This is a genomic window from Pseudomonas sp. 2957 (assembly GCF_031456345.1).
Taxonomy (GTDB): domain Bacteria; phylum Pseudomonadota; class Gammaproteobacteria; order Pseudomonadales; family Pseudomonadaceae; genus Aquipseudomonas; species Aquipseudomonas siliginis.
In genome coordinates this window covers 842,871-862,669 of the sequence record NZ_JAVDUL010000001.1, presented here as the reverse complement: position 1 = coordinate 862,669, position 19,799 = coordinate 842,871, and the positions used below count along the sequence as shown (strand labels likewise).

Genomic DNA, 19,799 nt, shown 5'->3' with positions numbered 1-19,799 from the left:
CTGGCTCAGATAGCACTAAACCGACGCCCCAGTCCCTGCTCAGCAAACTGTTCAATCACGAAATCCACAAACGCCCGGGTCTTGCCCGGCAACAATTTGTGCTCGGCGTAATAGATCGAAATGTTGCCGTCATCGACAAACCAGTCCGGCAGCACTCGCTGTAACGTCCCTGCCTGAAGATACGGCACCGCAAACGGCATGCTCACCAGCGCAATGCCCAAACCTTGCATCGCCGTCGCGCACGCCGCCTCGGAATCACTCATGGTCATCCGCGCCCGCAATGTCAGCGGACTGTGTTGCTGATCGCGGTGAGTCAGTTGCCAGGAACGCACGCGCCCGGTCTGCGGTGAGCGAATCAGAATGCCGTCGTGTTGCCTGAGGTCATCGGGATGGCTGATCGGCGCATGTTTTTGCAGATAGTCCTCCGATGCCACCAACACCCGATGCGCCGGTGTCAGCCTGCGCGCAACCACGCCTTGTGGCAGTTCAAAGCCGCCGCCAATCGCCGCGTCGAAGCCCTGCCCGATCAGGTCGACCTGGCGGTTATCGAAATGCCAGTCCGGGTTGATCGCCGGATAGCGCCGCAAGAACTCACCGAGCAGCGGCACGATATACAGACGACCGAACACCGTGCCCATGCTGACTTTCAGCGTGCCGGCCGGTTGCCCGCCGGCACTGGCCAGATTGGCTACGGCGTTCTGGATGGTGGTCAGGCTGGCGCTGACTTCACTCAAAAACAGCTGCCCCGCTTCGGTCAACGTCAGGCTGCGTGTACTACGCTGGAACAGCCGCACGCCAAGCCGCGCTTCCAGTTTCGCCACGCTCTTGCCGACCGCCGCCGGGGTCAGGCTCAAGCGTCGCGCGGCTTCGGCAAAGCTGCCGACTTCGGCGCTGCGCACAAAGCATTCGATACTGCTGAATGTTTCCATGATCGCCACTATAAACTTCTGGTTTACACAGACTATAGCAATCATGGTCTACCCGGTTGTCGATACCAGGCCGATACTCGGCACCAACACCAAGGCATTCCGCCTTGAACACTTGGAGATCGAACATGACCACTCAACACCTCAGCGGCAAGGTCGCTCTGATTCAAGGCGGTTCGCGCGGCATCGGCGCGGCCATCGTCAAACGTCTGGCCGCTGAAGGCGCCGCTGTCGCTTTCACCTACGTCAGCTCCGCCGCCAAAGCTGAAGAACTGCAGAACAGCATCACTGGCAACGGCGGCAAAGCCTTGGCGATCAAGGCAGACAGCGCCGATGCCAGCGCGATTCGCCACGCCGTCAGCGCCACCGTCGAAGCGTTTGGACGCCTGGACATTCTGGTCAACAACGCCGGCGTACTGGCCATCGCGCCGCTGGAAGACTTCAAACTCGAAGACTTCGATCAGACCCTGGCCATCAACGTGCGCAGCGTGTTCATTGCGTCCCAGGAAGCGGCGAAACACATGGGCGAAGGCTCGCGGATCATCAACATCGGCAGCACCAACGCCGACCGCATGCCCTTCGGCGGTGGCGGTGTCTACGCGATGAGCAAATCGGCACTGGTCGGCCTGACCAAAGGCCTAGCCCGCGACCTCGGCCCTCGCGGCATCACCATCAACAACGTGCAACCTGGCCCGGTCGACACCGACATGAACCCGGCCCATGGCGAATTCGCCGACAGCCTGATCCCGCTGATGGCCGTCGGTCGTTACGGCACCGCCGATGAAATCGCCAGCTTCGTCGCCTACCTGGCCGGGCCTGAAGCCGGCTACATCACCGGTGCCAGCCTGACCATCGACGGTGGTTTCGGCGCCTGACAGACCGGCAAGAAAAAACGCCGCCCTTCTTTACAGGAAGGACGGCGTTTTTGTGCGGACGGTCAAGCCAGTTCCAGCGTCGGCAAGCCAAAGGCGCTGGGCATAAATGCTTTCAGCGAGCGGATAATGCCGTCAGCGTGAGCATATTTCTCATCAGCCATCGCTGCGTCGGGGATGGCGATTGCGGTCATGCCTGCCGCTTTCGCGGCGGTGACGCCGAACGGCGAATCCTCGAACACCAGACAATCCCCGGGCGCGATGCCCAGGCGCCGGGCGGCGGTGAGGAAGATATCCGGCGCCGGTTTGGCCGCGCCGACTTCCGGATCGTCCGCCGTGACGATGAAATCGAACAGCGCAAACCACTCACGGTGCAAGGTGGTTTTCTGCCCGAACGACTGGCGCGACGAACTGGTGCCGACTGCGATCGGGATGTTGTGCGCCTTGAGGTGACGCACCAGCGCTTCGGCCCCCGGCATCGCTTGCGCCTTGGGGAAACGCTCGCGCATCAGCGGCTCGCGGATCTGCAGAAATTCTTCCGGAGTGATCGGTAACTCCAACGCCTGCACCACGTAGTTGGCCAGATCATTGGCACCGCGACCAATGATGTTCTGCTTGACGCTCCAGTCGAAGGTTTTCCCGTAGCGCCCGGCAATCAGCGAGGTGACCTCGGTGTAAATGCCCTCGGTGTCGAGCAGCAAACCGTCCATATCGAAAATCACGGCCTTGATCGGGCCGAACGTCTTCAGCGGTGCATTCATCATCGGATCCGTTAACAAAGACATCCCGGGCGACAGGCAACGTGCCGCAACGCGGATCTGATTAATGGGTTCAGCAGCATAGCGAGGCCGATGGACATTGAGCAACGGGCAATGCCATCGACGCCTTTTCGCATTTAGCGAAAACTCCTACAGACACTGCCTACTTCCCCGACTTCTTTCCTTTTTGATCCCCCGCAAAGTCCGCGCTCCCGTTTCTTCATATGCGCGAGCGACTGCGAATGTTTCAACCCGATCAGCTCCTGGCCCTGAACAACAGCATCGGACTGCTGGTGGTGGCCGCCCTGAATCCGAAGCAGCCAGATTTTGAAGCGCTGATCGACGAGTTCCGCCTGTGCCTGAACAACTACGACGCCTGGGCCGAGCAATTCTGGACGGGGACGGCGCTGGACATCGAGCAGGTGTTCAAGGTTGGCAATGACGTACAACTGAGCGCGCCGATCACTTCGCGCGCACCTGTCAGTTCATCGGTGGTCATGTGTTCGGCCAGCGGACCGCTGACCCTGGTGCATCTGTTTGAAGCAGCGCGCTTCGTACCGATCGGCGACACCCCGGTGACCCTCGAACCGCTGCTCAGCGACGTCGACGGCGTGCTGACCTTCGGCGAACCAAAGCGCTACACCATTGGCCCGAGCGGGATCCTCGAGGTGACCGATTGCATGCGCGGCCAGCGCTATCGCGTCACCTTCTTTCCCAACGTTTCCTCCGCCCATGTCCGCGCCCTGTATGCCTCATATGAAGGGGTCATTGCCGGCCTTGAAGGCTGGCTGCGCAGCGAATGGACAGGCTTCCAGCCGCAGTGGACGGAGTTTTCCAGCGCCGGTTTTCTTGATCGTTACGGGCAGTTGCAGCGGGCCGATTGGCGCGGCCTGGAAAAAGCCCTGAATGGCGTCTGGGATGACATTCAGCAGCTGTTTGCCCTCCTCGCCGACCTCCAGGAACACAGCGCAAAGCTCCTCGAATATCTGAGCGAAGTCGAACTCGAGGCGCTGCTTGCTGCTTCAAACGAAGCGATCGCCAACGCCTTGTTGATGCTCAGCGACGAGCCGTTGTTGTTCATTCATCTGGCCGCGTTCACCAGTTGGCTGAAGATGCTGCCGCCGCAATACCTCGCCGAGGTGGTGGCCGAAGTTCGCACCGAGTTGCTGATCAGCTTCCTGTTGATGCGCGTGGCGGGCGGTGCCGGCGTATCGCTGCGTTTGAGCAGCAAGGTCCTGGCGAAAGTCAAGTCGCCACGGGCGCGAGAGTGGCTGGCCGCCTCAGCCTTGCGTCTGGCTGAGCTGACTTCGACACCGGAACTCAAACAGCACGCGAGCACGCTGAAGCCGCTGATGTTTCATGCGCGCGAAGTGGAGCTGAAGCCGACGCCATCGATTCCGCTGAACATTCGTCAGGCCGACGCGGTGGTGCTCCGCGTGCCGAATCCGGCGCCGCTCGCGCGGGAAAAATCCCAGGGCATGGCGCGCCTTGAGCGCCACGAGCCCCACGACGACGTCCCCGATCAAGCGAAAAACCCCAACGGCGACGCCGCCGACTGCGTCCCCAATACCTGCAAAAACGGCTGCCCGGTGTCGATGGTCACCGGCGAAGAACTGCTGACCCTGACCGACGCGGTGCTCGATGGCGTGCTGCCCTTCGAGTTCACCCGCTTGTACCGCAGCAGCGCGGTCGAGATCGACATCGGCCTGGGTTTTGGCTGGAGCCACACGCTGGCCCATCGCCTGTCCTTCGACGGCGATGGCGTGATCTGGATCGACCACGAAAACCGCCGCACTCGTTTTCCCCTGCCCAACGTCGCGCGTCCGGCGATTCACAACAGCCTGTCGCGGGCGGCGATCTTTCTCGGTGATGAACCGGAAGAACTGATCCTCGCCCTGGCCGGGGAAAACGCGCGCTTCTACCACTTTCGCGCCGGCCGGCTGACCGCAATCAGCGATGTCTACGGCAATCGTCTGACCCTGCAACGTGATCGCTCCGACCGCATTCAGCGTCTGGACAATGGCGCCGGCCGCTCATTGCTGTTGCGTTATGACCGCACGCAGCTGGTGGCGATCGATTATCAGGTGTTCGTCCAGGGCGAGTGGACCACCGAGCAAACCCTCGCCACTTACAGCTTCGATGCCCGGCAACGGCTGCTGACCGCGACCAACGCGGTCGGCGACAGCGAGCGCTACGACTACGACGACCATCACGTCATCCTCCAGCGCCAGCTGACCGGCGGCGCGAGCTTCTTCTGGGAGTGGCAGCGCGAGGGCAAAGCCGCCCGCTGCGTGAGGCACTGGGCGTCGTTCTCGCAGATGAACACCCGTTACGTCTGGAACGATGACGACGCCAGCGTGACCGTGCATTACGTCGACGGTACCGAAGAAGTCTACGTCCACGACGAGCGCGCACGGCTGGTGCGGCAGGTCGCGGCCGATGGTGGCGAGCAGCTCAAGGCCTATGACCAGCAGGGCCGGTTGATCGCCGAGCAGGATGCGTTGGGCGCGGTTACCGAATACCGCTACGACGAGGTCGGACGGCTGATCGCGCTGATTCCGCCGGACGATGCACCAACGTCCTACGAGTACCGCAACGGTTTTCTCTACAAGCGTTGCCGTGGTGATGCGGTGTGGATCTACCGGCGCAACGCTGAAGGCGCCGTCACCGAAGCGGTCGATCCCGACGGCCAGGTCACCCATTACTACTACAACCTGCGCGGCCAATTGCTGTCGCTGCGCTATCCGGACAGCAGCCGCCACCGCTGGGTGTGGAACGAGCTCGGCCAGCTCATCGAAGAAACCCTGCCGGACGGCGGCGTGCGGCGTTTTTCCTACGATGCGCTGGGCCGGCGGATTACCACCCAGGACGAATTTGGTGTTGTCAGTCGTCAGCAGTGGGACGCGGCCGGCCGACTGATCCTGACGACTTCTCCTACGGGCAGCACGCGCGCCTACAGCTACGGCGCTTACGGCCAGATCACCGCTGAGCGCGACGAGCTCGGGCGCATCACCCGCTACGAATATGACGACGACCTGCATCTGGTCTCGCGGCGGATCAACCCTGACGGCACCCGCGTGCAGTACCGCTATGACCATGCGCGGCTGTTGCTGACCGAGATTGAAAACGAGTCCGGAGAAAAGTACCGACTGGATTACACGCCGACCGGATTGATCCGACAGGAAACCGGGTTTGATGGGCGGCGCACGGCTTACGTCTACGACCTCAATGGTCATTTGCTGGAGAAGACCGAGTTTGGTGATTTCGGCCCCAGTCTGGTCACCCACTATGAGCGCGACAAGTCCGGGCGCTTGCTGGTCAAAACCCTGTCCGATGGGATCAAAGTCCGCTACGACTACGACCGCCTCGGGCGCTTGGTTGCCGTTGATGACGGCCAGAACCATCCTCTGGCCTTCGAGTACGACCGTCAGGACCGGCTGATCACCGAGCATCAGGGCTGGGGCACCTTGCGCTACGCCTATGACGCCTGCGGTCAGCTCAAACGCCTGCGTCTGCCGGACAACAGCAAGCTCGATTATCACTACGCCAAGGGCGGTGCGCTGAGCGCCATCGACCTCAACGGCACGCCGCTGACCCGGCATGTGTATCAGTCCGGTCGCGAACAGCAACGCCAGCAAGGTTTGCTGCTCAGCGAATACTCCTACGACGATCAGGGCCGCTTGCTTGCCCATGCTGTAGGCCATCGCCACGCCTCGCTGTACCGCCGCGATTATGCCTACAGCGCCAACGGCAATCTCGAGCACATTGCCGACAGCCGCCACGGCCAGCGTACTTATGGCTACGACGCCCTCGACCGGTTGATCCGCGTACGTCACTCACGCGACGAACTGCCCGAATCCTTCGCCCACGACCCGGCGGGCAACCTGCTGATGCAGGACCGCCCCGGTCCTGCGCAGATCAAGGGCAATCGCCTGCTGATGCAAGGCGACCGCCATTACGACTACGACGCCTTCGGCAACCTGATCCGCGAACGCCGAGGCCACGGCCAGACCCTGGTCACCGAATACCGCTACGACTGCCAGCACCGCCTGATCGGCCTGACCCGCCCCGACGGCCAGACCGCCACTTATCAATACGACGCCTTCGGCCGGCGCATCCGCAAAACAATCGACGGCGCCGTCACCGAATTCTTCTGGCAAGGCGAACACCTCGTCGCCGAAAGCAGCGCCACGCAATACCGCAGCTTCCTCTACGAACCCGGCACCTTCCGCCCACTGGCGATGCTCGATGGCAAAGGCCCGAAAAAAGCCTGCCCGTTCTACTACCAACTCGACCACCTCGGCACCCCGCAGGAACTCACCGACTACAGCGGCGAAATCGTCTGGTCCGCGCAATACGACGCCTACGGCAAAGTCGCCGCCGTCACCTTGGCCGGCGAAGACTACCTCGACCAACCGCTGCGCTTTCAGGGGCAGTATTTCGATGTTGAAAGCGGATTGCATTACAACCGGCATCGGTATTACGACCCAAGGCTTGGACGGTATTTGACGCCGGACCCGGTGAAGCTGGCGGGTGGGTTGAATCAGTACCAGTACGTGCCGAATCCGACGGGGTGGGTGGATCCGTTGGGGTTGACGTCCAACTGCCCTCCGCCGAATAAGCCTAGGTGTGAGGTGCCGGGGGCGAGTGATGGGGTTAAGGTTGATGAGGGGGAGCCTGATGCACCAGCGCCTAAGAAAAAGCAGGAATATCTGTACCGAGGAGATTCAAGAGACCCGTCCGATGTTTTTGTGAACGGATTCAAAAGCAAGGGAGACAGCGAGGACTTATTCCTCCACTCCATTGATAGCGATTTTCCTCCAAGCGGCTTTATCAGCACCTCCCCCTCTCGAGACGTGGGAAAAGAGTTTGCTACCAGCTTTTTTACAAAAACCGGGTTTCTTTATACTTTGAAGAGAGTCAATGGCTATGATTTGAAGCAAGAATTAGGAAACCGATACAAATTTTCCCGAGAACAGGAATTCGCCGTCCCAAAAATCATCAAAAACGAAGATATTCTAGGCGCCACGATAATTATTGATGATGGGCGTGACTTTGGTTACTCCATCCCGAATCCATATAGGAAAATTGACAAATGATTTCGGAATTCACAATTATCATAGAAAAAGAATATGCAATCAAAGATGTAGTTCTGATTTGCGACAGCGAGAAAATAAGCATAACTCTAAACCTGGACGGTTTATCGCCAAAAACATACGCCGGCAAAAATTTTTATCATTGTTTCGGTTTGATCCGAAAGGACAACCCTCTAGTAACTTTTTTTTGCAAAGGCTCAAAGCTAAATGTTCACCCCTCGAGCTTATCATCACAAATGTCTCTTGGATTAAAAGCTTATGAATTGACAAATGGAGCAGAACCATCACTAAAAGACGTAGTGTCGATATTTGACTACGAAAATGAAAACCTAACAAACTCGCCAGAATTACAGAGGGAATTTTTCTTACAGTGGATAGGGACTTAGGGGAAGAACGACATATCTCGTGACGACAGAATGGACAAATGGCGCCCATGTAAATATTTAGAAAAACGCAGGCCGAGCATTAACCAACACTACATGAAGACGCTTTTTAGAAATAGATCGACAGAGTAAAAGAAACACATGAAATACTGGAATGAGATAAATGGCAGCAAATTCTTCAATATGGTCTTCAGCCGAAATATACCTATCGGAGAGATTAAGCTCTTCACTCTAAACATAGACAATAATCTTTCAACACTGACTCTGGCATTTGACATCAGAGAAATTCCAGACACGCCTCCGAAGACGTGGGAATCCATAGAATACAATGCTTGCCGCATAGGGATGACGTGCAGTGAAGTTACAAGCTTGACGACATCCAATCTCCCCACACGGGAAAAATTTCAATTATCCATTCAAACTATTGAGAGCAGGCACTTAGTTTGCGTTGCATCAGAGACTTCCGAGATAAAATTCATTACATCATCATTGAGATAAAGAGAACCTAGCATCTACTTAACAGAGTCACTTTTCTAAACATCACGCATCAAACACTCCTCGCGCATCGCCTGCAAGACCAAAAGCAATATCACCAAGGCTGAAAATCACTACCACCCCAAAGAGCAATCAGCAATTTTTAAACGATAAAAATGCAATCCAGCCAGCCAAATCATTGGACTAGATATTTCGCAAAACCGGAGAAAAAAAATGAGTGACCAAGATCAAACTTTGGATACCCTGATACATGACTTTACTTCTATGGTAGAGACAAGCACGCTTATATTTGAAAAAAAATTTGGCACTCGGGACATTCGAAGGCTTTGGCATACCAGGGCGATAAAGCGTCGCGGGAGAGTCACTCGAGGCGTTAAATATGAACTGCACGGCATTGGCTGCCGCATTAATCTATCGACAGGAACTGTAGATTTTGACTATGGGCCTAATGGTGAAATCAATGGGTTTGACATTCGCCGCTTATACTTCTTTGCTTGTGAAAGACCATCTAAATATAGAAAATACTGCGACAAAAAAATAATCGAAAAAGAATTCGCCGAATACATAGATCTAAAAAAAATCAAGAAAATTTCCTTAATTAGCAACTTGTATATATGGACCAACTGAAAAAAACGAATAGACCAAAACACATAAAACCCCCCTGACTTCCGCACCTGCTTGTGAGACAAACACCAAAATTCACAACGTAAAAATCATTTAGAAATATTTGGGAAACCATTTTTGAGACAAGAGTGAATGAAACATGTCAACCTAAAAAGACTCGATATCGATCGACTGGATGACAATAGAAAAACATGAGTAACAATATGATACATCTCGAAGACTTGATCAAAGACTTCCTCAGCAAAGTTGAAGAAGGAACAACGCTATTACAAGAAAAATTTGGCACTCGAAACATCCTAAGACTTTGGGGAGCGGCAAAATAGAAAGTTGCGGAGAAGTCATCGATGGCGTTGAATATGAACTACACGGCATAGGCTGTGCTATTCATTTTCCCACTGAATCAGTGGATTTCGATTACGGTTCGAATAACAGGATCGATGGTTTTGATGAGTGGCGCCTTTAAATGTACGCCACCGACAGACCTGAAGAGTACAAAAAATACACTGACATAAATTTTCTTGAGAGCGAGTTCAAGTCTTATATAGACTCAGGCAGAATCAAAAAAATATCGCCCTCCGATGACCTCTATGAATTAATCGACCCGCCGGAAAACCTCTGAAAACGAGACTTAAGCGCCTGCTGACTCAGGCCATTATGGCAAAGTCCAACTCATAAAAAACTTCACTGATCACCTCAATCCTCTGAAAGAAAACGAGAGCATGGCTCGCAGATGACTAAGAAATATCCCGCGCATATTGTAGAGATCGACCCAATCATCGAAGAAATGGTCCTACTCAGCATCAACGGTGTGACTGTGAGATGCTTCGCAGGCCACTGCCCGTCAGTAATCGAAGTAGGTGAGACCTACTCAGCCGAGTTCGAAATGGTGCTGCCGGACGAAATAGACATCTCAAAATGTGATGGCAGCGAAACACGTGTCAAGATGATTGACAATGGTTTCTCATGCGAGATTTACGGGCGCTTAGAAGGCGATACGCTCAAGTCGTTCGTCGAATTTGCGGATCAAGATATCCACTTCGATTTTCCGCACCTCAATGGTCAGTTTGTAAAAATCAGAGCACAAAGAATCGACGTCTCATTCTGAGGAACAGATTTTCTGTAGGGCCTGCGGAGTCAGGCCCTTAAACCATCATTCAAAACCTCAACCCCACCTCACTGCTCATCCCCATCCTCCTCATACTCCATATCCGCCTCATCCGCATCATTCAACGGCACCGTCGCATCATCCATCAGCGAGCCGGGATCTTCATTCCCCGGATCATTGATAAACGGCAATCCACTCGGGCCCTTCTCTTCTTTGCCTTCGGTTTCGGGAGTCATGGCGCACCTCTTGAGCGTGTGGGATGTATCACTTTCGAAAAGCCCTATCGCCAATCGTTCCTCTGCCTGACGGCCAGACACGAAAAACCCGGCGCCAGGCCGGGTTTTCGTTGATCAATCAGCGATGTTTATTTTTGTGTTTGTTCTTGTGCTTGTGGCCGCCGGAATGAGATCCGCCGTCGTCGTCGCCAAGATTGTTACCTACCGCGCCGCCTGCTGCGCCGCCCAGGCCTGCGCCAATGGCGGAGCCGGTGGAGCCGCCGAGGCTGTTGCCGACGACCGAGCCGCCTGCTGCGCCAAGACCGCCGCCAATCGCGGCTTCGGTGCGGTTGCGTTTGTTCGCGCCGACGGCACTGCCGGCCGCGCCGCCAACACCTGCGCCGACCGCTGCGCCCGTACTGCCGCCAAGTTGTCCGCCAACCACATTACCCAGCGCACCGCCGAGACCACCGCCTACGGCAGCGGTGCCGTCTCCGGCCGCCATCGCGCCCTGCGCCACGACCAAGCCAAAAAACAGTGCAGATAATGACAATCGCATATGAACCTCGCAGTTCCCGAATCGGGACAGTCCGCCCAAGCGGGGCGTATGCAGATTGGAGATGATTTCGGACGAAACGTTCAGCCATGAAAAAGCCCGACATCGAGTCGGGCTTTTTCTGACAGGCCATCAGTCTCAGTGGCGCTTGTGACCTTTGCCCAGGTTGCTGCCGACTGCGCCGCCGGCCGCGCCGCCCAGACCTGCACCGATGGTGGCGCCGTTGCGGCCGCCCAGGCTGTTGCCGATCACCGAACCGCCGGCTGCACCGACACCGCCGCCGATCGCCGCTTTGGTGCGGCTGCCCTTGCGTGCGGCGACGGCACTGCCTGCTGCGCCCGCGACGCCAGCGCCAATGGCGGCACCGGTGCTGCCGCCCATTTTCTGACCGACCACGTTACCCAGCGCGCCACCCAGGCCACCGCCCAGCGCAGCGGTGCCATCACCGGCAGCCATCGCACCTTGAGCAACCAGAAGGCCAAGAACCAGAGCAGGCAGTGTTAAACGCATGACGAAAACCTCAAATAAACGGGATGACGAAAAGGAGCGGGATTTAATGCGCTCGGCCCAGGAAAGTCCAGACGCAGGCGACAGCGTCGTTTGGACCGCGATCAGGGAAAAGGTTTTATGCCGGGCAAAAAAAAGCCCGCTGGGGAGACGGGCTGGAGACTTGCTTTCTAACGGATGGCTTCACACTACGTTGGCCAACGTGAAAAGTTTGTGAAAAAAAACCGACATTAATGTCAATGCTTGCCAGAGATTTCAAACCCCTATTCTTGCGCACATAAAAAACCCCGTTCAGTGACGGGGTGCAGGATGAAATCACTTTCTGGTCCTTGCCGTGACCTTGGGTAGGAATTTCGCTTTCGGCCCTTTGGGGGCTGTGGATTTGATTTTGCCGATGCTCACCGGATCCTCGCCAAACCCCGACTGATACTCCGACTGACCGCAGCGCACACAATTGTTGAATGAAAACTCTGCGCCATCATCTTCGATAAATGGACCTGACATAGACTCTCCCCTACGCAACTGGGTCGACACCGACAAAACAGTTTTGCCTGGAAAATATCGCCCCTCAGCGCTTTTGAGACTAGCTGGTCACTACTGGACTTGCCGTTCAGAAAGACTGATCACCGACGAATGGAAAAAAGCGTCGTGAACGATCATTCGCTAAAGATTTCCATCGAACGGCCGCTGCCCTTACTCCTACAAATGAATCTCAAGGAGAGATCATGCAGATCAATGGATTCCCGAACATGCCAGTCGTAAAACTCACGGACGAGCAGATCGCTGCCGGCAAGGCCGGTGCGGAAAAACTCAAGGAAAAGATCGCCTCGGGTGAAATCACCATCAAATACCCAGACAAACCGCTTCTGCAACCGGGCGTCGTCTACCATCCCAGCGAGCCCGCACCATCGGCGCAGCCTGACGGGACGCCGCCCCTCGTTGCCATCGATACACCGCTGACCTATGACTCAAGAGGCGCTGTGTTGCTCAAGCCACAAGGCTGATTGACGCGAAAAAGCCCATTCGTTGTGCGAGTGGACTTTGCCTTGAACACAATGATCAGCGCAGCTTCACCGCCGTTCCGGTGACAAACACCACGACCATGCCACCCTTGCCTGCCGGCATGCTGATCTCAAAATCCACGCCAACCACCGCGTCAGCCTGCAATGCCCGCGCTCGATCTTTCAGTTCGTCGGTTGCCTGAATACGTGCTTCTTTAAGAGCCCGCTCCAACGTCTGCGAGCGCCCGCCAAAGAAGTCGCGCATGCCCGCAAACATATCGCGGATCACGTTGACGCCCTGCACAGACTCGGCGCTGACGATGTCCAGATAGGCAGTGATCTGCCGCCCCTCGACGGAATGAGTGGTGGAAATGATCATGAAAGTCGTCCTTTTACTGCAAAAGTGAAGGCGGCGATTGTAGCGCGGCACCAGATCTGGCCCGTGCCTCAATTGGATTTAACGACCCACAATTGATCCAGCTTCGTCGTAAAACTCGAACTCATCATCTCCCGCCGCATGCCCCAGGCCGGATCCGCCGGCACACTCCCCGCTCGCAACGTTCCATGCCCCCAGCGCTGATTGATCTGGTCCAGCACCCCCATCACCTTCTCCGCCGTCTGCGGTTGCGACTGGGCAAACAAGTCTTCGGTAAACTCTCCGGGCTGCCGAAGATCCATCAATAACACTTCAGCCTTGCTGTACTTGAAGCCCGGCCGGAACAATCGATCAACCGCCTCGCTCGCCACCTTGCTCAGCAATCGCACATCATTGGTCGGATAAGGCAACTCGATCAGCGCGCCATTGGCGTACTTCGCCTCTTCCGGATTGAACATGCCGGTGCGGATACTCACGCGGATCTTTTTGCACAGCGAACTCTGCGCACGCAGCTTTTCCGCCGCTCGATGCACATAAGTAGCAACGGCTTCCTTGATCGGCTCGATGGTAGTCAAACGGTTGCCAAACATGCGGCTGCTGCAAATTTCCTGCTTCGGCGGTTCTGTTTCCGACAGTTCCAGACAGGATGTGCCGCCCAGTTCGCGCGCGGTCTTCTCGATCACCACGCTGAACTTGCGCCGCAGTGTCCACGGATCGGCCTTCGCCAGGTCCATCGCACTTCTGATTTGCATGCTTTCCAGATGAGCTTTCATCCGCCGACCGACGCCCCACACGTCACCGACATCGGTATTGCGCAGCACCCAGTCGCGTTTGGACGGATCGCAGATGTCGACCACGCCGCCGGTATGCGCTTGCAGGCGTTTCGCGGTGTGGTTGGCGAGCTTGGCCAGCGTTTTCGTCGGGGCGATGCCGACGCCGACCGGGATGCCGGTGCGCTTATAAACAGCAGAGCGAATGGTTCGGCCAAAACCTGTCAGGTCCCCAGGAATGCCGCTGAGATCGGCGAACGCCTCATCAATGCTGTAAACCTCGACCGCCGGCACCATGGATTCGATGATCGTCATCACCCGTTCGCTCATGTCGCCGTACAACGCGTAATTACTGCTGAACACCTGAATGCCGTGGCGGCGCAGATCATCACGAATCTGAAAGTACGGCGCGCCCATTTTCACAAAAGGTTTGGCATCGTAGCTGCGCGCGATCACGCAGCCATCGTTGTTGCTCAGCACGACAATCGGCGTCTTCGCCAGATCGGGCCGGAACACTCGCTCACAGCTGGCATAGAAGCTGTTGCAATCGATCAGCGCGAAAACCTGCTCACGATTTGCCATGGTCGCGCACGCTGTAAGTCACCACACCCCAGATCACCAGCTCATCCCCTTCCATCACGTAGCGAGGCGGGTATTTGCTGTTGGCCGAAAGAAGAATGATCGTGTTCTCGCGCATGTGCAGGCGCTTACAGACAGGTTCGGAGTTGAGACCGGCGATGACGATATCGCCGTGCTCGGCATTCAGGCTGCGATCAACAATCACCAGATCACCGCAAAATATCCCGGCGTCCTGCATGCTCTCGCCTTCGATCTTCGCCAGATAAACGTGCGGTGCACGAATATCAAAAACCTCGTCCAGAGAGATGTGCTTTTCAATGTGATCAGCCGCAGGCGAAGGAAATCCGGCGGGAATCCGAAACGAATACAGCGCAAGCTGTTCGCCTGCGCCTGACAAAGGGCCGAGGATGGTGACGCTCATGATACGAACCTGATAGTGAATTTACTGTATGCGCATACAGTAAACTCGGGACGGTTCGGGGGGTCAATGAGGCGTGTAGGAGATTTCGACGGGTGACAGGGTTTTGTACAACTTCTGCCGAAAATTGGATTTCGCGGCTACGCGTGGACTTCACGATCGAGCACGTCTGCAACCCATTGATTGATGCTCTTGTGAGCAAGCTGCGCCTTTACAGCGACCGTCGCATGCAGCCCTGGTGCCAAACGCAGGCTCAGATTTCCCGAATAGGGTTTCTGCGGTTCGCGACCGAGCCTGGCGCAGGTTTCGAGATAATCAGTCACGGCCTCCTGAAACGCGTTTCGCAGTTCTGCCACCGACTCTCCATGGAATCCAACGACGTCCTTGATACCGGCGATGTGGCCGACAAAGAGGCCGTCTTCGTCGCTGTATTCAATCCGGGCGGCATAGCCGTTGTAGTTCATTACATTCACGGGATGACTCCTGCTTGCTCAAGGAAAGCCCGAGCGTCACGCACCTGATAGGGCTTCGCTTCTTTGTCTGGGTGGGGCCGGTGAAACGTCACGACCACACCGTTCAATTCAAAACGCACTCTAGAGCCGCTGCCTTCGATGGTCTGGGCGCCTACTGCGCCGAAGAGGGATTCCATACGAACCCACTCCAGGTTATTTGGGACCGGCCTTGAAAAAATAGCTTTAAGCGTGCCGAGCTGTTTGTTGTTCATGGTATTAGATCATGATACCGCGATAATAGGGCAACTGGGTCAACCCGCAATTACGAGGAGAAAGCCTGCTTTCTGCGGAAAACGTATTTCTTGATGGGATCGCTGCAGACTGTTACTGCATCAGGATAACGAGAGACTCAACGCGCGGTTGTAGGCGAATTCTGCGAGTTGTGTGAGGAAGAGCGACTTTTCCGTTTCCAGCAGGCAGTGCTCTTTTCCGAGTACCAGAATTGGGACACCGCTATATCAGCGCGGATATTCTTGGCGAGAAAAGGTGAAGGGCTCAAGGGAGCTGTGCGCTTGGCGCATCCATCCAAGGCACAAACAAACCGACACTGAGTCGGGTTATTTTTGATATTCACTTTTTTGGCTTTCAGAAACGCAAAACCCCTGAAAACTCTAAGTTTTCAGGGGTTTAGTCGTTTCAAATTTGGCGGTGAAGGAGAGATTCGAACTCTCGATACAGTTTCCTGTATACACACTTTCCAGGCGTGCTCCTTAAGCCACTCGGACACTTCACCGTATCTCTGCAGACATGTTCTGTCTGTCGAGGCGCGCTAATGTAGTCGAAAGCTTTTCCGATGGCAAACTTTTTTTCAGAATTTTCATGCGCTTAAGAGAGGCCGTTGCGTTCAGCCAGAGCGGACGATGGCAAACCTGCCAATCTCGGGTAAGCCGTGCGCTTCCTTTATAGAAGGCAACACGCGCGCAGCGCTGGCCGAAGCGCAAAACGGTGACTGGCAGGTCAGTCACGGCGCTTTACCTGGCCTGCGGCGGTGGGTAACGTCTGCCCATCTTTCTAATAAGGAATAGCGTCATGAGCGAGTTGATTGCCTACCACCTCGAAGACGGTATCGCGACCCTGACCCTGAACAATGGCAAGGTCAACGCGATTTCTCCGGATGTGATTGCGGCGTTTAATGCGGCGCTGGATCAGGCGGTGGCGGATCGCGCCGTGGTGATCATTACCGGGCAGCCGGGGATTCTCTCCGGTGGTTATGACCTGAAGGTGATGACGGCCGGTCCGAAAGAGGCCGTTGCGCTGGTGACAGCCGGTTCGACCTTGGCGCGCCGCCTGCTCTCTCACCCGTTCCCGGTGATCGTTGCTTGCCCGGGGCACGCCGTGGCCAAGGGTGCTTTCCTGCTGTTGTCCGCCGATTACCGCATCGGTGTCGACGGCCCGTTCAGCATCGGTCTGAACGAAGTGCAGATCGGCATGACCATGCACCATGCCGGTATCGAGCTGGCACGCGACCGCTTGCGGCGTTCGGCTTTCCATCGCTCGGTAATCAATGGCGAGATGTTCGATCCGCAAAGTGCCGTTGATGCAGGCTTCCTCGACAAAGTCGTCACTGCCGAAGAATTGCAGGGCGCCGCGCTGGCTGCCGCGCGTCAGTTGAAGAAGATCAACATGCTGGCGCACAAGAACACCAAGCTCAAAGTGCGCAAGCAACTGCTGGAAACCCTCGACGACGCGATCCTGCAGGATCAGCAACATCTGGGCTGACTCGTCCAAAATCTGCCGGTAAGAGAATAGCCCGACCTTGGTCGGGCTTTTTCTTACGTTCAGCGTTGAAGATTCGCTGAAAGCTCTAGGACGCGCCTGACAGGCAATGCTGAAACATGCGCTTAAACATCGGCCATCTCCGGACTCTATAGCGGCAATTGCCGAAAACAGTGCACATCCGTACACTGCGCCACCTTTTGTCCCGGTGGGCCTGCAAAAATGCTGTTTGTGTTTCGTATGTTGTTGATGGGCCTGCACTTTATTCTGGCCGGCGTGCTGGGCGTGATCCTTGGATTGTGCCGCCCGTTCAACCCGGACAACAGCCGACTCTGCGCCCGCCTCTACGCTTTGCCGGCGATGTGTATCTTGCGTTTGCGGGTCAAGTCCGAGGTCAACGGCTTGATGAACAAGCCCGACAGTTGCGTGATCATCGCCAACCATCAGTCAAACTACGATCTGTTCGTGTTCGGCAATGTCGTCCCTCGTCGCACCGTTTGTATCGGCAAGAAGAGCCTGAAGTGGGTGCCGTTGTTCGGCCAGTTGTTCTGGCTGGCCGGCAATGTGTTGATCGACCGTGGCAATGCGCACAAGGCGCGGCAGTCGATGCTGACGACGACCCACACCTTGCAGAACGAAGACACCTCGATCTGGGTGTTTCCGGAGGGCACCCGCAACCTCGGTGAAGATCTATTGCCGTTCAAGAAAGGCGCGTTCCAGATGGCGATTGCTGCCGGCGTGCCGATCGTTCCGGTGTGCGTGAGCAGCTATATAAAGCACATGCGCCTGAATCGCTGGCGCAGTGGCAACGTTCTCATACGTTCCTTGCCGGCGATTCCTACAGTCGGATTGACCATGGACGACATGCCCATGCTGATCGAGCGATGCCGCGAGCAGATGCGCGAGTGCATCGAATCGATGGATCGGCAACTGCAAGCCGCGTGAAACCAAACCCGCCCCGTGCGGGTTTTCTTTTGCCGGGTGAACTGTAGAAGTTTCACTGACTCTCAAGCAGCGACACGGCTAAGCTGAAGCCTAGTTTCCCTGCCATCTGCCAAGAAGAAGTGAATCACCACCATGGGTCGAGTTGTTGCTGCTGCGGTGTACAGCGAGGGTAAGAAAGTCACCAATATTGCGCTGGACGAAGGTGCTGCCTGGGCCGCCAAACCCGGCCACTTCGTCTGGATCGGTCTGGAAGAACCGGACGCACAGGAATTATCCAACCTGCAACGACAGTTCAACCTGCATGAACTGGCCATCGAAGACGCGCTGGAAAAACACAGCCGACCAAAACTGGAAACCTTTGGTGACGCTCTGTTTATCGTCACCTACTCACCGGTTCGCGAAAACGGCGTTTTGCAATTCATCGAAACGCATATCTTCGCCGGCAGGGGTTACATCATTACCGCACGCAACGGCCATTCCGCGTCGTACGCCTATGTGCGTCAACGCTGTGAGGCGCGTCCGCTTTTGCTCGAGCACGGGGAAGATTTCGTCCTGTATGCGCTGCTCGATTTCGTCATCGAAAACTATCAGCCGGTGGGCGAAGCGATCCACGCCGAGATCGATGAGCTGGAGCGCAACGTGCTGTGCAGCGCCCTCAACGAGCGCGACATCCAGAAGCTGCACGGTCTGCGCCGCGATGTGGTGCGCTTGCGTCGGTACGCGGCACCGATGGTGGAGATCGGCGAGGAGCTGCAAAAGCTCAGTTTCCCGTTCATCGACAAGAACATGCGCCCGTACTTTCGCGATGTGCAGATTCATGTAACGCGGCAGATGGAAGACCTGACCACGCTGGCGGACATTGCCAGCCAGACCATCGAGATTGGCGTGTTGCTTGAGGCATCACGGCAGAGCGTGGTGCAGCGCAAGTTTGCAGCGTGGGCGGCGATTCTGGCGTTCCCGACTGCGGTAGCGGGGATCTACGGGATGAATTTCCAGAACATGCCCGAGTTGACCTGGCACTACGGTTATTTTGCAGTGCTGGGGTTTATTGCGGTGGGGTGTGTGAGTTTGTGGGCGAGCTTCAAGCGGTCCGGGTGGCTGTAGCCGGGACCGCGTTGCCCCGGAGATTCGCGAGCAGGCTCGCTCCCACAGGGATTGTGGGAGCAGGGCCTTTTAGCGTTGAGCCGTTTCTGGTTTGTGCGCCACGAAGCGCATCATCCACTCCGCAACCGTAGCGCCATGATGTTCCTGCTCAAGGCTGGCCATGCCTTTGCTGTAAATCTGCGAACCCAGCGCTTCCTGGCGCAGATCGAGCAGCGCCCGCGAGTAATCGTGAATGAATTCCGGGTGGCCCTGGAAGCACAGCACTTGATCGTTGATGTGATACGCCGCGAACGGGCAGAAATCGCTGGAGGCGATGACCGTGGCGTTTTCCGGAAGCTCGGTTACCTGATCCTGATGACTGATCAGCAGTGTCAGCTCTTCGCGCACCGGGCTCATCCACGGTGCCTTGGCTGCCAGCTTGTAATTGTGAGTACCGACGCCCCAACCCTGGGAGGCCCGCTCGCTCTTGCCGCCAAGCAGCAACGCCAGCAATTGGTGGCCGAAGCACACGCCGAGCAGTTTGTCGCCGCGTTCGTAGCGATCCAAAAGGTACGTCTTGAGGGTCTGGATCCACGGATCCGTACCGAACGAATCGGCTTTGCTGCCGGTGACCAGATACGCATCGAAAATCTCGTCGTCGCTAGGATACTCACCCTTCACCACGTTATAGACAGTGAAATCAGCGGCGATCGGTTGTTGCGAGAACAGCCGCTGAAACATGTGCCCATAGCCCTGATATTGGTCAATCAATTCGGGCCGCAGGATGTCGGTTTCGAGAATGCAGATGCGCAGCGACATAAAAAATACCTGACACGTGATGGGAATAATGAACACCCCAGAG

24 protein-coding genes and 1 tRNA gene are annotated in these 19,799 nt (G+C 56.3%); 11 read left to right on the top strand and 14 right to left on the bottom strand.

Features of this window, described 5'->3' with window-relative positions:
- Positions 1-5: 5 nt before the first annotated feature.
- On the bottom strand, positions 6-929 hold the full coding sequence (locus J2Y39_RS04015; protein ID WP_073473947.1) for a LysR family transcriptional regulator: 924 nt from the start codon (positions 927-929) through the stop codon (positions 6-8).
- Between the two features lie 125 nt (positions 930-1,054).
- On the opposite strand from J2Y39_RS04015, the gene J2Y39_RS04010 reads away from it, so the two are divergent.
- Positions 1,055-1,801 (top strand): 3-oxoacyl-ACP reductase family protein, encoded by a 747-nt coding sequence (locus tag J2Y39_RS04010; protein ID WP_056784118.1) that lies wholly within the window; start codon positions 1,055-1,057, stop codon positions 1,799-1,801.
- Positions 1,802-1,863: 62 nt separating this feature from the next.
- Here J2Y39_RS04010 and J2Y39_RS04005 read toward each other — a convergent pair whose 3' ends face one another.
- Positions 1,864-2,559 carry an HAD-IA family hydrolase gene (locus tag J2Y39_RS04005; protein ID WP_056784114.1) on the bottom strand — a complete coding sequence of 232 codons (696 nt, stop codon included), beginning with the start codon at positions 2,557-2,559 and terminating at the stop codon, positions 1,864-1,866.
- A gap of 239 nt (positions 2,560-2,798) precedes the next feature.
- On the opposite strand from J2Y39_RS04005, the gene J2Y39_RS26420 reads away from it, so the two are divergent.
- From J2Y39_RS26420 to J2Y39_RS03975, 6 genes are all read left to right on the top strand, one after another.
- Positions 2,799-7,655, top strand: a complete 4,857-nt coding sequence (locus J2Y39_RS26420) for an RHS repeat-associated core domain-containing protein (RefSeq protein WP_409037394.1) — start codon at positions 2,799-2,801, stop codon at positions 7,653-7,655.
- On the top strand, positions 7,652-8,038 hold the full coding sequence (locus J2Y39_RS03985) for a hypothetical protein (protein WP_310215237.1): 387 nt from the start codon (positions 7,652-7,654) through the stop codon (positions 8,036-8,038). The genes J2Y39_RS26420 and J2Y39_RS03985 overlap by 4 nt, the downstream gene beginning before the upstream one ends.
- Positions 8,039-8,176: 138 nt before the next feature.
- Positions 8,177-8,533: an Imm50 family immunity protein gene (locus J2Y39_RS26415; protein ID WP_409037393.1), complete on the top strand. Its 357-nt coding sequence runs from the start codon at positions 8,177-8,179 to the stop codon at positions 8,531-8,533.
- A gap of 210 nt (positions 8,534-8,743) precedes the next feature.
- Entirely contained in the window at positions 8,744-9,157 is a 414-nt protein-coding gene (locus J2Y39_RS03980; RefSeq protein WP_217851032.1) for a DUF6896 domain-containing protein, read from the top strand.
- Between the two features lie 301 nt (positions 9,158-9,458).
- Positions 9,459-9,617: a DUF6896 domain-containing protein gene (locus J2Y39_RS26410; RefSeq protein ID WP_409037392.1), complete on the top strand. Its 159-nt coding sequence runs from the start codon at positions 9,459-9,461 to the stop codon at positions 9,615-9,617.
- 267 nt (positions 9,618-9,884) lie between these two features.
- On the top strand, positions 9,885-10,259 hold the full coding sequence (locus J2Y39_RS03975; RefSeq protein WP_310215232.1) for a hypothetical protein: 375 nt from the start codon (positions 9,885-9,887) through the stop codon (positions 10,257-10,259).
- A 68-nt stretch (positions 10,260-10,327) separates the two neighbouring features.
- On the opposite strand, the gene J2Y39_RS03970 is transcribed toward J2Y39_RS03975, so the two are convergent.
- From J2Y39_RS03970 to J2Y39_RS03955, 4 genes are all read right to left on the bottom strand, one after another.
- A complete protein-coding gene (locus J2Y39_RS03970; protein WP_016773805.1) occupies positions 10,328-10,495 on the bottom strand; it encodes a hypothetical protein in 168 nt (55 codons plus the stop codon).
- A 118-nt stretch (positions 10,496-10,613) separates the two neighbouring features.
- Positions 10,614-11,033, bottom strand: coding sequence for a YMGG-like glycine zipper-containing protein (locus J2Y39_RS03965; RefSeq protein ID WP_024012287.1), 420 nt, complete (start codon positions 11,031-11,033; stop codon positions 10,614-10,616).
- A gap of 135 nt (positions 11,034-11,168) precedes the next feature.
- Entirely contained in the window at positions 11,169-11,540 is a 372-nt protein-coding gene (locus J2Y39_RS03960; protein ID WP_016773803.1) for a hypothetical protein, read from the bottom strand.
- A 312-nt stretch (positions 11,541-11,852) separates the two neighbouring features.
- A complete protein-coding gene (locus J2Y39_RS03955; RefSeq protein WP_024012286.1) occupies positions 11,853-12,041 on the bottom strand; it encodes a hypothetical protein in 189 nt (62 codons plus the stop codon).
- A 221-nt stretch (positions 12,042-12,262) separates the two neighbouring features.
- Between J2Y39_RS03955 and J2Y39_RS03950 the strand changes: the two genes are divergently transcribed.
- Positions 12,263-12,541, top strand: a complete 279-nt coding sequence (locus J2Y39_RS03950; RefSeq protein ID WP_056784095.1) for a hypothetical protein — start codon at positions 12,263-12,265, stop codon at positions 12,539-12,541.
- Between the two features lie 55 nt (positions 12,542-12,596).
- Here the strand turns inward: J2Y39_RS03950 and J2Y39_RS03945 are convergent, their stop codons facing one another.
- The 7 genes from J2Y39_RS03945 to J2Y39_RS03915 all read right to left on the bottom strand — a co-directional run bounded on the left by J2Y39_RS03945 (position 12,597) and on the right by J2Y39_RS03915 (position 16,158).
- Positions 12,597-12,917, bottom strand: a complete 321-nt coding sequence (locus J2Y39_RS03945; protein ID WP_016773801.1) for a YbjQ family protein — start codon at positions 12,915-12,917, stop codon at positions 12,597-12,599.
- Between the two features lie 68 nt (positions 12,918-12,985).
- Complete coding sequence (locus tag J2Y39_RS03940) at positions 12,986-14,266, bottom strand: Y-family DNA polymerase (protein WP_252877752.1); 1,281 nt, start codon at positions 14,264-14,266, stop codon at positions 12,986-12,988.
- Positions 14,253-14,684, bottom strand: a complete 432-nt coding sequence (locus J2Y39_RS03935) for a LexA family transcriptional regulator (protein WP_236169525.1) — start codon at positions 14,682-14,684, stop codon at positions 14,253-14,255. The genes J2Y39_RS03940 and J2Y39_RS03935 overlap by 14 nt, the downstream gene beginning before the upstream one ends.
- Before the next feature lie 137 nt (positions 14,685-14,821).
- Entirely contained in the window at positions 14,822-15,154 is a 333-nt protein-coding gene (locus J2Y39_RS03930; protein WP_310215223.1) for a type II toxin-antitoxin system HicB family antitoxin, read from the bottom strand.
- A complete protein-coding gene (locus J2Y39_RS03925) occupies positions 15,151-15,405 on the bottom strand; it encodes a type II toxin-antitoxin system HicA family toxin (protein WP_256811930.1) in 255 nt (84 codons plus the stop codon). The genes J2Y39_RS03930 and J2Y39_RS03925 overlap by 4 nt, the downstream gene beginning before the upstream one ends.
- Positions 15,406-15,836: 431 nt before the next feature.
- Positions 15,837-15,926 (bottom strand) — tRNA-Ser (locus J2Y39_RS03920).
- The gene (locus J2Y39_RS03915; protein WP_150638707.1) at positions 15,922-16,158 is read right to left on the bottom strand and encodes a hypothetical protein; all 237 of its coding nucleotides are present in this window, start codon (positions 16,156-16,158) and stop codon (positions 15,922-15,924) included. Before J2Y39_RS03915 ends, J2Y39_RS03920 begins: the two co-directional genes overlap by 5 nt.
- A gap of 64 nt (positions 16,159-16,222) precedes the next feature.
- On the opposite strand from J2Y39_RS03915, the gene J2Y39_RS03910 reads away from it, so the two are divergent.
- From J2Y39_RS03910 to J2Y39_RS03900, 3 genes are all read left to right on the top strand, one after another.
- The gene (locus J2Y39_RS03910; RefSeq protein ID WP_076566844.1) at positions 16,223-16,912 is read left to right on the top strand and encodes a crotonase/enoyl-CoA hydratase family protein; all 690 of its coding nucleotides are present in this window, start codon (positions 16,223-16,225) and stop codon (positions 16,910-16,912) included.
- Positions 16,913-17,131: 219 nt separating this feature from the next.
- Positions 17,132-17,854, top strand: a complete 723-nt coding sequence (locus J2Y39_RS03905) for a 1-acylglycerol-3-phosphate O-acyltransferase (protein WP_076566842.1) — start codon at positions 17,132-17,134, stop codon at positions 17,852-17,854.
- 132 nt (positions 17,855-17,986) lie between these two features.
- The gene (locus J2Y39_RS03900; RefSeq protein WP_056784082.1) at positions 17,987-18,958 is read left to right on the top strand and encodes a magnesium and cobalt transport protein CorA; all 972 of its coding nucleotides are present in this window, start codon (positions 17,987-17,989) and stop codon (positions 18,956-18,958) included.
- Between the two features lie 69 nt (positions 18,959-19,027).
- Here the strand turns inward: J2Y39_RS03900 and J2Y39_RS03895 are convergent, their stop codons facing one another.
- Positions 19,028-19,756: an amidotransferase gene (locus J2Y39_RS03895; RefSeq protein WP_252869065.1), complete on the bottom strand. Its 729-nt coding sequence runs from the start codon at positions 19,754-19,756 to the stop codon at positions 19,028-19,030.
- Positions 19,757-19,799: the final 43 nt, after the last annotated feature.